Source organism: Pedococcus sp. 5OH_020 (assembly GCF_027812955.1).
Lineage (GTDB): Bacteria > Actinomycetota > Actinomycetes > Actinomycetales > Dermatophilaceae > Pedococcus.
In genome coordinates this window covers 428,546-441,197 of sequence record NZ_JAPYZV010000001.1, presented here as the reverse complement: position 1 = coordinate 441,197, position 12,652 = coordinate 428,546, and the positions used below count along the sequence as shown (strand labels likewise).

Below are 12,652 nucleotides of genomic sequence, written 5' to 3'. Positions count from 1 at the left end.
TCACGCGGTCGGCAGGCCGAGGTGACGGGCGATGACCATCCGCTGCACCTCGGACGTCCCCTCGCCGATCTCGAGGATCTTGGCGTCGCGATAGAACCTCGCCACGGGGTACTCCTCCATGAAGCCGTTGCCACCGAAGACCTGCGTGGCGATCCTCGTGGCCGTGACCGCCGCCTCCGTGGAGTAGAGCTTGCAGACGGCCGCCGCCTGCTTGACCTCCGCCACGGAGCGACGGCCGGCCTCCAGCTCGTCCTTCAGCCAGGCGGCCTTGTAGGTCAGCTGCCGGGAGGCCTCGACCATCACGGCCAGGTCTGCGATCTGGAAGGACACGCCCTGGTTCGTGCCGATCGGCCGGCCGAACGCGGTGCGCGTGCTGGCATAGGCAGTCGCCTCCTCCAGCATGCGCTGGCTCATCCCGACCGCGAGGGCGGAGATGGCGATGCGCCCGTCGTCGAGCGTCTTGAGGAACTGCTTGAAGCCGTCGCCCTCCCGGCCCAGCAGGTTTCCCGAAGGGACGCGACAGTCCTGGAAGGTCAGGCCATGCGTGTCCGACGCGTGCCACCCGAGCTTGTGGTACGCCGGCTCGACGGTGAACCCAGGCGTGCGGGAGGGAACCATGATGGCGCTGACGACCGGGGACCCGTCGGCCGCGGACCCGGTGCGGGCGGTGACCGTCACGACGGAGGTGATGTCCGTTCCGGAGTTGGTGATGAAGGCCTTGGCGCCGTCGAGCACCCAGTCGTCCCCGTCGCGCACGGCTCGGGTCCTCGTCGCGCCCGCGTCGGAGCCGGCGTCGGGCTCGGTCAGCCCGAAGCCGGCCAGGGCGCGACCGGCGACCAGATCGGGCAGGAAGCGGTCCTTCTGCTCCTGCGTGCCGTACGTCAGGATCGGGTTGATCCCGAGGCCGACGCCGGCGGACAGCGTGATCCCGACGGACTGGTCCACCCGGCCGAGCTCCTCGATGGCCACGCAGAGGGCTGTGAACGGGCCGTCCTCGCTGAGCTCGCGGCTCCCCCCGAACTCCTCTGGCACGACGAGGCCGAACAGCCCGAGGTCGCCCATCTTCGGCACCAGGTGCACGGGGAAGTGGTGGTCGCGGTCCCACGTGGCGATGTGGGGCTCGACCTCGGCCTCGGCGAACTCCCGGACGACCTTGCGGAAGTCCTCGTGCTCCTTGCTCAGCTCGAACATGGTTGTTCCTGCTCTCCCGGTAGGCGTGGCGCGAGGGTCGCTCTGCCACGCTGCGTTGCTCGACTACTTGACGTTGACGTAAACGTAAAGCAATACTCACCGGTATGCCAGCCCCGGCCGAGACCACCGTCGCCAACCTGGAGACGACCTGGACGATCCGGGAGATCGCCGATGACTTCGGCGTCACGCACCGCACCGTGCGGCACTACGAGGACCTGGGCCTGATCGCCCCTGAGCGGCGTGGCACGACCCGCGTCTACCGACGCCGCGACCGGACGCGACTGGCGCTCATCCTGCGCGGCAAGCGGCTGGGCTTCCCGCTCGAGGAGATCCGCACGATCATCGACCTCTACGACCGTCCCCGAGGTAAGGCGAGCCAGCTGGAGTACGTCCTGAGCCAGATCGACGACCGCCGCGCCGACCTCGAGCAGCGGCGGCGCGACCTCGACGACGCGCTTCTCGAGCTGGACCGGTTCGAGGAGCGCTGCCGCCAGGACCTCGAACGGCTGCGCTGACCCTGCGCCGACCCTGCGCCGACCCTGCGCGGAGCCCGCAGTGGTGGTAGCCGCCGCCCTCCTCCCCGGGGCGCGACCCGCCGCGTGCTCACCTAGGGTGAGGCCCATGACATCCGCCTCGGTCCTGTTCATCGGTGGCACGGGGGTGATCAGCTCCGCCTGCGTGCGCGAGGCCCTGGACGCCGGGTGGGAGGTCACGCTGCTCAACCGCGGGGCGAGCAGGCACCACCCGCCTGCCGCGGACGCGGAGCCGCTGGTGGCCGACGTGCGCGACCGTGATGCCCTCGTCAGCGCGGTGCAGGGACGACGGTTCGACGTCGTCGCCGACTTCTTGTCCTTCACCACGGACCAGCTCCGGCAGAGCCTCGGCGCGCTGTCCGGTAGCTTCGGGCAGTACGTCTTCATCAGCTCCGCGTCGGCGTACCAGACTCCGCCCACCCAGCTGCCGGTCACCGAGTCCACGCCTCTGCGGAACCCGTTCTGGAAGTACTCCCGCGACAAGATCGCCTGCGAGGACCTGCTGACGGCGGCGTACCGGGACCAGGCACTGCCCATGACGGTGGTCCGCCCCTCGCACACCTACGACCACACCCTTGCGCCCTTGGACGGCGGCTGGACCGCTGTCGAGCGGATGATCCAGGGACGCGAGGTGGTGGTCCACGGCGACGGGACGTCGCTGTGGACGCTGACGCATCACGCGGACTTCGCACGCGCCTTCGTCCGGCTGCTCGGGCGTCGCGAGGCCGTCGGCGAGGCCTTCCACATCACCTCCGACGAGGCATTGCCCTGGGACGCCATCTACACCGAGGTCGCGCACGCGGCGGGGGTCGAGCCGAGGCTGGTGCACGTGCCCTCAGACGCGATCGCAGCCCTGGACGCGGACCATGGCGCTTCCCTGCTCGGCGACAAGGCGCACTCGATGGTCTTCGACAACGGCAAGCTCCGAAGGCTCGCGCCGGGCTGGCACGCCGTGGTCCCGTTCCGGCAGGGTGCCAGCGAGGTCGTGGAATGGCACCTCGCCGACGCGGGACGCCGCCAGGTCGACGCCCGCAAGGACGCCCTCTTCGACCGCCTCGTGGAGCGTTACCGGGTCTGACGCCGCCGGCGGGCGGCGGGCGCCGACACGGCGCTCGTGCGATGCTGCGAGGCATGGCAGCTGCAGCCGGTCCCACCACCGTGCTCGTCCTCGGCGCCGGAGGCGACCTCACGCACCGGCTGTTGTTGCCGGGGCTGGCCAGCCTGCTGGGCGTCGAGCCGGAGCGCGAGGTGCGGGTCGTCGGCGCCGACCGTCTCGACCTCACCGCGGCCCAGTGGCAGGCCCGCGTGGAGGACTCGTTCTCGTCCGTCGACCCGCCCGCCTCCGCCACGACGAAGGTCGTGAAGGACAGCAGCTACCGCAAGACCGACCTGCTCGACGCGGACGCCCTCGGCGAGCTGGTCAGCTCCTGCGGCTCCGGGCCGCTGGTCATCTTCTTCGCCCTCCCGCCCCAGGTCTCGATGAAGGTCTGCGAGCTACTGCGCCAGGTGGACCTGCCCTCGGTGACCCGGCTCGCGCTCGAGAAGCCCTTCGGCACCGACCGGGAGTCTGCCGCGACCTTCAACGCGCTGCTGCACAGACTGGTCCCCGAGGACGCGGTCTTCAGGATCGACCACTTCCTCGGCGTGGCGACCGTGTTCAACCTCGTGGGTCTGCGGTTCGCCAACCGCGTCCTCCAGCCGGTCTGGAGCGCCGAGCACATCGAGCGGGTCGAGATCGTCTACGACGAGGACCTGGCCCTGGAGGGCAGGGCGGGCTACTACGACGGAGCCGGCGCGCTGCGCGACATGCTGCAGAGCCACCTGCTGCAGGTGCTGTCGCTCTTCGCCATGGAGTCGATCGCCTCCCTCGACCCTCGTGAGCTCCAGGACCAGAAGGCACAGGTGCTCCGCGCCACCCGCGTCTGGGGCGGCTCCCCCGAGCGGTCCTCGCGCCGAGCCCGCTACACCGCGGGAGAGCTGGGTCGCCGCAGCGTCCCCGACTACGTGGCGGAGGAGGGCGTCGACCCCTCACGGAACACCGAGACACTCGCCCAGGTCACCCTGGAGATCGACAACGCGCGCTGGAGCGGGGTGCCGTTCGTGCTTCGTAGTGGCAAGGCCCTGGGTACGCCGCGCAAGCAGATCGTGGCCCACTTCCGTCAGGTGCCCCACCTGCCCACCGGCTTCGAGGGCGGTGCCGAGGCGGACCGGCTCCTCATCGACCTCAAGCCGGGCGCCGTCTCGCTCACGCTCACCATGAACGCCGAGGGAGACCCGCTGGACCTGGAGCAGAAGACCCTGACGGCGAAGCTCGCCGTTGCCCGCATGCAGGCCTACGGCGAGGTGCTGTCGCACATCCTCGACGGCAGCCAGCTGCTCACCGTCCGTGGTGACACGGCCGAACAGTGCTGGCGGATCATGGAGCCGGTCCTCACCGCGTGGTCCGCCGACCGCGTACCGCTGGAGACGTATGCCGCCGGCTCGGACGGCCCGCAGGGCTGGCCTCCGGACTGACTCGCGCCGGTCAGACCCGGGTGCGTACGGCGTACAGCTCGGGGAAGAACGTCAGGTCCAGCGCTCGGCGCAGGAAGTCGACGCCCGACGAACCCCCGGTGCCCTTCTTGTGGCCGATGGTGCGCGTCACGACCTGGAGGTGGCGGAACCGCCACTGCTGGAAGTTGTCCTCGAGGTCGACGAGCTCCTCGCACGTCTCGTAGACGCCCCAGTGCTGAGACGGTGAGGCGTAGACCTCGGCGAAGGTGTCGACGAGGTCCTCGTTGAAGCGGTAGGGCTGCGAGACGTCCCGGTCGAGCACCTCCTGCGGGACCGCATACCCGCGCCGGGCGAGGTAGGCGAGGAAGCCGTCGTAGAGGCTGGGCTCGACCAGCAGCTCTGAGAGCAGGGCCGCGGCGGTGGCGTCATGGTCGAAGACCCTGACCATGTCGGCGTTCTTGTTGCCCAGCAGGAACTCCACTGCCCGGTACTGCCAGGACTGGAACCCCGAGCTGGTCGCCAGGAACGGCCGGATCTCCGCATACTCACTCGGGGTGAGCGTCGCCAGCACGGACCACTGGTCGGTGAGGACCTCCTGGATGCGCTTGACCCTGGCCAGCCGCTTGAGCGCCGGTGCAAGCTCGTCCGACGCGAGCAGGGCACGGGCGGAGCGCAGCTCGTGCAGCACCAGCTTGAGCCACAGCTCCGAGGTCTGGTGCTGGATGATGAACAGCAGCTCGTCGTGCTGCTCCGGCGTGCTCTGCGGGTGCTGCGAGGACAGCAGACGCTCCAGGCCGAGGTAGTCGCCGTAGGACATGGCGGAGGAGAAGTCGCGTCGGACCCCCTCCTCGACGGGCCGGATCGCGCGTTCGTCTGCACCGCTGGTCATGCCCGAAACCTACCGTCCCCGGACCGACGCCGATCCTCCCGCCACCACCGGCAAACGCACCCTGTTGCCCACGCCCGGCCGCGGCCTACTCTCGACGTATGCATCCGCAGCTGTTGAAGCACTGGGTGGCCGCCTTCGGCGTCACAGGCTGCCTCCTGCCCCTTCTCGCCCCCGCGACCGGTGCCGACGCGGCAGCCTCCGTTGCAGTCACCTCCGTTGCAGTGGCTTCGGCTACCGTCCCCGCTTCTCGCGTCGACACGCTCGTGTCCGGTCTGTCCATCCCGTGGGACGTGGCGCCCCTGCCCGACGGCAGCCTCTTGTTCACCGAACGGGCTGGCACCACGCGGCTGCGCGCCGCCAACGGACCCACCCATGTGGTGACCACCGACCAGCGGGACCTCTTCGTGGGCAGCGAGGCAGGGCTCATGGGGATCACGACGGATCCGGCGTTCACGACGAACCGCACCTACTACACCTGCCAGGCCTACCGCGGCTCGGGAACCACGCCCATCGACATCCGCGTGGTGCGCTGGCATCTCGCCGCAGACTCGGCCTCCGCGACACGGCAGGGCACCGTCGTCACGGGGGTGCCCACCACCACCGGGCAGCACGCCGGATGCCGGCTGCGCTTCGCGGCGGACGGCACGCTGCACGTCGGGACCGGAGACGCGATCACCGGCACCAACCCTCAGAACCTCAGCTCGCTGGGCGGCAAGACCCTGCGCGTGCGGGCAGGCGACGGCCGGGCTCCGGCGGACAACCCGTTCGCTGCCGCCGGGGGCGCCCGCGCCCTCGTGTGGACGTACGGCCACCGCAACGTCGAAGGGATGGCGCTGCGCCCCGGAACGACCCAGATGTGGAGCGTCGAGCACGGGCCGGACCGGGACGACGAGGTGAACCTCCTGGTCAAGGGCCGGAACTACGGCTGGGACCCGGTGCCTGGATACAACCAGCAGGTCCCCATGACGGACCTCGTGAAGTTCCCGACCGCTGTGCGCGCCGTCTGGTCCTCGGGCCTGCCCACCGTCGCCACCAGTGGGGCGGCGTTCCTCACCGGAAGCCGCTGGGGTCGTTGGGAGGGCGCCCTCGCCGTGGCGGAGCTGAAGAACGAGGGGGTGCGGATCCTCTCCCTGACTCCGGACGGGCGCCTTCGCGGGAACGAGCAGCTCCCCGCCGTGGACAACGTCTACGGCCGGATCCGCACCGTGCAGGCCGCCAGGGGCGGGAACGCGGTCTACCTCACGACGTCCAACGGCACGGACGACAAGCTGCTGCAGGTCACGGCGACGGCGGCGCAGGGCGCCTACCGGCCGCAGCTCGACGTCTCACCGGCCGGCGTGGCTCTGGTCAACCGGGGCGGCGTCCTGACCGCTTTCGTCCGGGGGCTGGACGGCCGCGTCTACCACTCCGGGCAGAGCAGCGCCGGAGGTTCGTGGACCGCCTTCCAGCCACTGCCGGGAGTGGTGGCCTCGGCTCCGGCCGCCGTGTCGTGGGGCGGCTCGCGGGTCGACCTCTTCGCCCGTGGGACGAGCGGGCAGCTCCTCCACGCGTGGTCCAGCGGCGGCGGCTACAGCGCCTGGCAGAACCTCGGAGGCAACCTCACCAGTGCACCATCCGCCGCGTCGCTGAGTCCGGGCTCCCTGGACGTGGTGGCCCGGTCCGGAGCCTCCGACAAGGTGGTGCGGCGCCACTGGGACGGCAGGTCCTGGAGCGCCTCCACGAGTCTGGGCGGAGTGGTCACAGGCGCCCCGGCCACCACCGCGAGCGCCTCGACCGGCCGCATCACGGTCTACGTGCGGGGCAGCGACGGCAAGCTGTGCACCAAGGTGCTCACGGCGACGACCACCGTGTCGGGGTGGAGCTGCGGGTCGGGGCGCGAGACCTGGGCCGCCCCCGCGGTGAGCGCCTCGCCAGGCCCCGTGCTCGTGACCCGTAACGCCGACCTCACGCCGGTCGTGAGCATCGGCGGCTTCACGACCGCGGTCGGCGGCCGGGTGGACAGCGCCCTCGCCGCAGCCAGCCGCTCGAGCACGTCGTACACCGTCATCGGGCGTGGGACCGACGGTGCGCTGTGGTCCTTCGACGGTCGCCCAGGCCACTACACGTGGTCCCGGGTCGGCGGCAGGCTCTCCTAGCCGCTCCGAGGCCCGAGCGGCGCGCGGTCCTCCGGTCCGTTCGCGGCCGGCCACGCCGGCACCTGGCCGGCACCTGGCCGGTCAGCTGAACACCATCGGGTCAGGACCGGTGCGCTCTCCCCGATCGAGCCGCGACACTGCCGCCAGGTCGTCGACGTCGAGCTCGAAGCCGAAGACGTCGAAGTTCTCACGGATCCGGCTGGGGGTCACCGACTTCGGGATGACGACGTTGCCCAGCTCCAGGTGCCACCGCAGGATGGCCTGCGCCGCCGTGACGCCGTGCTTGCCGGCGATCTGCGTGATGGTGTCGTCGCCCAGCACGGAGCCGCCGGAGGCGAGCGGGCTCCACGCCTCCGTCACGATGCCGTGCGCCGCGTGGAAGTCGCGCAGCTCCGCCTGCTGCAGGTAGGGGTGCAGCTCCACCTGGTTGATCGACGGCAGCTCGCCGGTCTCGTCGGCGAGGCGCTGGAGGTGCTCGACGGCGAAGTTGGACACGCCGACGGAGCGCACCCTTCCGTCGGCGCGCAGCTGGAGCAGCGCCTTCCAGGTCCCGACGTAGGAGTCCCGCGCGGGCGCAGGCCAGTGGATCAGGTACAGGTCGAGGACCTCGACGCCGAGCCTGCCGACCGACTCCTCGAAGGCCGCCATGGTGGAGTCGTAGCCCTGCCGGTCGTTCCAGACCTTGGTGGTGAGGAACACCTCGTCCCGCGGCACGTCGGTGGCCTTCAGGGCTCTGCCGACACCCTCCTCGTTCTGGTAGAGGGCGGCCGTGTCGATGCTGCGGTAGCCCGTCTCCAGGGCCGTGAGGACTGCTCGCTCCACCTGCTCGTCCGGCACCTGCCAGACCCCGAAGCCGAGCTGCGGGAGCTCGACGGAGCCGTTACCGGTGGACAGCCGGACGTTCGGGACGGAGGTCATCACCCGACTGTATGCCGCCCCGATACCCCTTTCCTGCTTGACCGCTCGGGGGAGGCCGGGTGCGAGTGCCAGGGCCTGGAAGTGTTGGCGAGGCCACATCACCTCGGGGCGTTGCCGTGGCGCCGTACGGCTAGGCTCCGCGACATGGCGCCCATCTCGAAGGTCCTCATTGCCAACCGCGGCGAGATCGCCGTGCGCATCGCCCGGGCCTGCGCCGACAGCGGTATCGCCTCGGTGGCGGTGTATGCCGACCCGGACCGGGACGCCCTGCACGTCAAGGTGGCCGACGAGGCGTACGCGCTGGGCGGCTCCACGCCGGGCGACTCCTACCTGGTGCAGGACAAGCTGCTCGACGTGGCCAAGCGTGCGGGCGCCGACGCGGTGCACCCCGGGTACGGGTTCCTGGCGGAGAACGCGGCGTTCGCCCAGGCGGTCCTGGACGCGGGGCTGACCTGGGTCGGCCCCTCGCCCGAGGCGATCGACTCCCTGGGGGACAAGGTCAAGGCGCGCCACATCGCGACCCGCGCCGGTGCCCCGTTGGTGGCCGGCACCTCCGACCCCGTCGAGACGGCCGCGGAGATCGTGGCCTTCGCCCGCGAGCACGGCCTTCCCGTCGCCATCAAGGCTGCCTACGGCGGCGGTGGGCGGGGGCTGAAGGTGGCCCGCACGCTGGAGGAGATCCCCGAGCTGTTCGAGTCCGCCACCCGCGAGGCGGTCGCCGCGTTCGGGCGCGGGGAGTGCTTCGTCGAGCGGTACCTGGACAGGCCGCGGCACGTGGAGACCCAGTGCCTGGCCGACACCCGGGGGACGGTCGTCGTCGTCTCCACCCGTGACTGTTCGCTGCAGCGCCGGCACCAGAAGCTCGTCGAGGAGGCTCCCGCACCGTTCCTGTCCCCGGAGCAGAACGCCGAGCTCGTCCGGGCGTCGAAAGCCATCCTGTCCGAGGCCGGGTACACCGGGGCGGGGACGTGTGAGTTCCTGGTCGGCCAGGACGGCACCATCTCCTTCCTCGAGGTCAACACCCGCCTGCAGGTCGAGCACCCGGTCAGCGAGGAGGTGACCGGCATCGACCTGGTCCGCGAGCAGTTCCGCATCGCAGCCGGTGAGGAACTGGGCTACTCCGACCCGGTGCCGGTCGGGCACTCCATCGAGTTCCGGATCAACGGCGAGGACGCCGGCCGCGGCTTCCTGCCCGCGCCGGGGGTCGTGGCGGTGTTCGAGCCGCCGTCCGGGCCGGGCGTTCGCCTCGACTCCGGCGTCGTCGCCGGTGACGTCATCGGCGGGGCCTTCGACTCCATGCTGGCCAAGCTCATCGTCACCGGCCGGGACCGCCAGCAGGCGCTGCAACGCTCGCGCCGGGCCCTGTCCGAGTTCGTCGTCGAGGGCATGCCGACCGTGCTGCCGTTCCACCGCGCGGTCGTGTCCGACCCCGCCTTCGCCCCGGAGGGCGACAAGCCGTTCACCGTGCACACCCGCTGGATCGAGACGGAGTTCGACAACCGGATCCCGCCGTACGCCGGCCCGATCGCGCAGGTGCCGCAAGAGCCCGACGAGCGGCAGAGCGTCGTCGTGGAGGTCGCAGGCAAGCGACTGGAGGTGGTGCTGCCCGGCGGCCTGTCCTTGGGCGGCGGTGGCGGGACCGTGAAGAAGAAGGCGCCCCGCCGCTCCGGCGCCTCCAAGGCAGGCGCCGCAGCCTCCGGTGACTCTCTGACCGCCCCCATGCAGGGCACCATCGTCAAGATCGCCGTGCAGGAGGGCCAGGAGGTCGCCGAGGGCGACCTCGTCGTCGTCCTGGAAGCCATGAAGATGGAACAGCCCATCACCGCCCACAGGCCCGGCACCATCACCGGACTGACCGCGCACGTCGGGCAGACGGTCACCAACGGCGCAGTCCTGGCCGAGATCAAGGGCTGACCCAGGCCCGGCCGCCCTCAGCTCTGGCCGAAGGGCGGCAGCTCCTTGGCCCCGGTCTGCGGCCCTTCGGTGTCCGGTCCGGGACCCGGGACGGAACCGCTGCCAGGCTCGTCGGTCGGGACCTGAGCGGGGCCACCGGTGTCGGGCTGGGTGCCGCCCGGCGTGGGGGTCGGCGACTGCGGCTCGCCTTGCTGCGTCGTCCCGCCATCCGGCAGCGGCTGGTCCTCCGTCCGGTCCTCACTGGGCCCGCTGGCATCGCTCTCGCTGGGCCCGCTGGTGTCGCTCTCGCTGGGCCCGCTGGTGTCGCTCGCGCTGGGCCCGCTGGTGTCGCTCGCACTGGGCCCGCTGGTGTCGCTTGCGACAGGCCCGCTCGTGTCGGCTCCGGGGACGCGGCCGGCGTCCATCGGCCCACCCGGCTCGCCGGGTCGCTGCGGTCCTCCAGGGGTCAGCGCGCCGGGGTCGCCGTCGGCGAGGTCACCCTGGGACCCCTGCTCCGGGTAGCCGATGCCCGGTGAGGGGTTGGGCACGGAGCCGGCCTCCCCCGTTTCGGTCGAGTGTGGGTCCGTCGAGTGCGTGTTGGTCTGGTCGGCGTCCTGGCCGCCCCGGCCGGCGTCGACGGAGGACTCCGGTCCCGGCTCGGGAAGCGGCACCGGTCCGGGCTCCGGGGTGGGAGCGGGGCCCGGCATGGGGCCAGGTTCCGGGGTGGGGGTGGGAACGGGGCCCGGCGTGGGCCCAGGTTCCGGCGTGGGGATGGGCCCAGGGTCGGGCGCCGGACCGGGAGAGGGGATGGTCTCGTCACCGCGGGGCAGGCCGAGCTGGTCACGCAGGACCGCTCCCCCCTTGTCCACCTGGTCGGCGTACTTGCCCCCGGTTCGCTGGTCGATGAGCTCCTCGACCTTGTCGATCGCCGACTCCGCCTGTTGCGGGTTGCCCTTGACGTAGTCCTTCAGCTTTTCGATGAATCCACCAGCCATGGCTTCTGCCTTTCGGTAGGGACCTGCGGTCGCGGCGCGCCCCCGACGCGTTCCCACTCGACCCTACCGAGAACCATGGGGTCGCGGAGTCGACGAGCGCCGTCAGTCCCGCTGGTGGAGCTGCCGGGCCGCCTCGGCTATCGACCCGGACAGCGACGGGTAGACGGTGAACGTCCCCGCGAGCTGGTCGACCGTGAGGCCGTGCTGGACGGCAAGCGTCACGGGGTAGATCAGCTCGGAGGCCCGGGGTGCCACCACGACCCCACCGACGACCGTGCCCACTCCGCGACGCGCGAACAGCTTGACGAAGCCGTCGGCTATGCCCTGCATCTTGGCCCGCGGGTTCGTCGCCAGCGCAAGCATGACCGAGGTGGCGTCGACCGAGCCGTCGTCGACGTCCTTCTGCGAGAAGCCCACCGTCGCGATCTCCGGGTCGGTGAAGATGTTGGCCGAGACCGCGCGCAGGTTCAGCGGGACCACAGCGTCGCCCAGGGCGTGCGCCATGGCGATCCGCCCCTGCATGGCGGCGACCGAGGCAAGGGGCAGGACGCCCGTGCAGTCTCCCGCCGCATACACCCCCCGGACCGAGGTTCGGGAGACGCGGTCCACGGCGACGTGTCCGGACTCGGTGAGCCGGACGCCGAGCTCCTCCAGCCCCAGACCGCTCGTCTGCGGGACGGACCCCACGGCCAGCAGGGCATGGCTGCCCTCCACCTCTCGGCCGTCCTCGAGGCTGACGACGACCCCCGAGGCGGTCCGCGTGACGCCCGCCATGCGGGAGCGGCCGAGCACCTCCATACCGCGCTTGCGGAAGACGTCCTCGATCACCGCCGCGGCGTCGGCGTCCTCCCCGGGCAGCACGAGGTCCCGCGACGACACCAGGGTGACCTCCGAGCCCAGCCCGAGGTAGGCCTGGGCCAGCTCGGCACCGGTCACGCCGGACCCCACCACGACCAGCTTCTCGGGGAGCTCCGGCAGCGCGTAGATCTGCTGCCAGGTCAGGATGCGCTCCCCGTCCGGCTGCGCGCTGCGCATCACCCGTGGGGTGGCGCCGGTGGCGACGAGGACCACGTCGGCCGTCAGCCGGCGGACGGAGCCGTCCTCCAGCGTCGCCTCCACCGCTGAGGCGCTCAGCAGCCGACCGGTCCCGCGCAGGACCTCGACCCCGTCCGCGTGCAGCCGGCCGCCGATGTCCCGCGACTGGGCCGCAGCGAGAGCGAGCACCCGGCGGTTCACCGCGGGCAGCTCGGCTACCGAGTCGGCCACCTCGTCGCCCTCCTGGTCCTCGAGGTGCACGCCGAGGTCGGAGGCGGTCTCGAACTGCGACATGAAGTCGGCGGTGGAGATGAGGGTCTTGCTCGGCACGCAGTCGGTGAGGACAGCGGCCCCGCCGAGGCCGTCCCGGTCCACCACCGACACCCGCGCGCCGAGGTGTGCCGCGACGAGCGCCGCCTCGTACCCTCCCGGCCCACCACCCAGGATGACGACCGTGGACTCACGCGCATTCACGCGCCCATCCAACCATCCTGCACGGCCACGCCCCTCGACCCACCGCAATTGGGCACCGCAGACGCCTCGTGAGCCGTATGGTCCAAGAACGCGCTA

10 protein-coding genes are annotated in these 12,652 nt (G+C 71.4%); 5 read left to right on the top strand and 5 right to left on the bottom strand.

Annotated features, from left to right (window positions below; all coding sequences use genetic code 11):
• Positions 1-1,191 carry an acyl-CoA dehydrogenase family protein gene (locus tag PHA84_RS01935; protein WP_270886399.1) on the bottom strand — a complete coding sequence of 397 codons (1,191 nt, stop codon included), beginning with the start codon at positions 1,189-1,191 and terminating at the stop codon, positions 1-3.
• A 104-nt stretch (positions 1,192-1,295) separates the two neighbouring features.
• On the opposite strand from PHA84_RS01935, the gene PHA84_RS01930 reads away from it, so the two are divergent.
• The 3 genes from PHA84_RS01930 to PHA84_RS01920 all read left to right on the top strand — a co-directional run bounded on the left by PHA84_RS01930 (position 1,296) and on the right by PHA84_RS01920 (position 4,238).
• Positions 1,296-1,706, top strand: a complete 411-nt coding sequence (locus tag PHA84_RS01930; RefSeq protein WP_270886398.1) for a MerR family DNA-binding protein — start codon at positions 1,296-1,298, stop codon at positions 1,704-1,706.
• A 106-nt stretch (positions 1,707-1,812) separates the two neighbouring features.
• Positions 1,813-2,802, top strand: a complete 990-nt coding sequence (locus PHA84_RS01925; protein ID WP_270886397.1) for an NAD-dependent epimerase/dehydratase family protein — start codon at positions 1,813-1,815, stop codon at positions 2,800-2,802.
• Positions 2,803-2,855: 53 nt separating this feature from the next.
• Complete coding sequence (locus tag PHA84_RS01920; RefSeq protein ID WP_270886396.1) at positions 2,856-4,238, top strand: glucose-6-phosphate dehydrogenase; 1,383 nt, start codon at positions 2,856-2,858, stop codon at positions 4,236-4,238.
• Between the two features lie 10 nt (positions 4,239-4,248).
• On the opposite strand, the gene kynA is transcribed toward PHA84_RS01920, so the two are convergent.
• Positions 4,249-5,106, bottom strand: coding sequence for a tryptophan 2,3-dioxygenase (gene kynA, locus PHA84_RS01915; RefSeq protein WP_270886395.1), 858 nt, complete (start codon positions 5,104-5,106; stop codon positions 4,249-4,251).
• A gap of 98 nt (positions 5,107-5,204) precedes the next feature.
• On the opposite strand from kynA, the gene PHA84_RS01910 reads away from it, so the two are divergent.
• Positions 5,205-7,241: a PQQ-dependent sugar dehydrogenase gene (locus PHA84_RS01910; RefSeq protein WP_270886394.1), complete on the top strand. Its 2,037-nt coding sequence runs from the start codon at positions 5,205-5,207 to the stop codon at positions 7,239-7,241.
• 81 nt (positions 7,242-7,322) lie between these two features.
• On the opposite strand, the gene PHA84_RS01905 is transcribed toward PHA84_RS01910, so the two are convergent.
• Entirely contained in the window at positions 7,323-8,159 is an 837-nt protein-coding gene (locus PHA84_RS01905) for an aldo/keto reductase (RefSeq protein ID WP_270886393.1), read from the bottom strand.
• A gap of 144 nt (positions 8,160-8,303) precedes the next feature.
• Here PHA84_RS01905 and PHA84_RS01900 point away from each other — a divergent pair, with 144 nt between their 5' ends.
• Positions 8,304-10,073, top strand: coding sequence for an acetyl/propionyl/methylcrotonyl-CoA carboxylase subunit alpha (locus tag PHA84_RS01900; RefSeq protein WP_270886392.1), 1,770 nt, complete (start codon positions 8,304-8,306; stop codon positions 10,071-10,073).
• Between the two features lie 17 nt (positions 10,074-10,090).
• Here PHA84_RS01900 and PHA84_RS01895 read toward each other — a convergent pair whose 3' ends face one another.
• Both PHA84_RS01895 and PHA84_RS01890 read right to left on the bottom strand, forming a co-directional pair.
• The gene (locus PHA84_RS01895) at positions 10,091-11,047 is read right to left on the bottom strand and encodes an Rv0909 family putative TA system antitoxin (RefSeq protein ID WP_270886391.1); all 957 of its coding nucleotides are present in this window, start codon (positions 11,045-11,047) and stop codon (positions 10,091-10,093) included.
• 102 nt (positions 11,048-11,149) lie between these two features.
• Positions 11,150-12,556, bottom strand: coding sequence for an NAD(P)H-quinone dehydrogenase (locus PHA84_RS01890; RefSeq protein ID WP_270886390.1), 1,407 nt, complete (start codon positions 12,554-12,556; stop codon positions 11,150-11,152).
• Between the last annotated feature and the right edge of the window lie 96 nt (positions 12,557-12,652).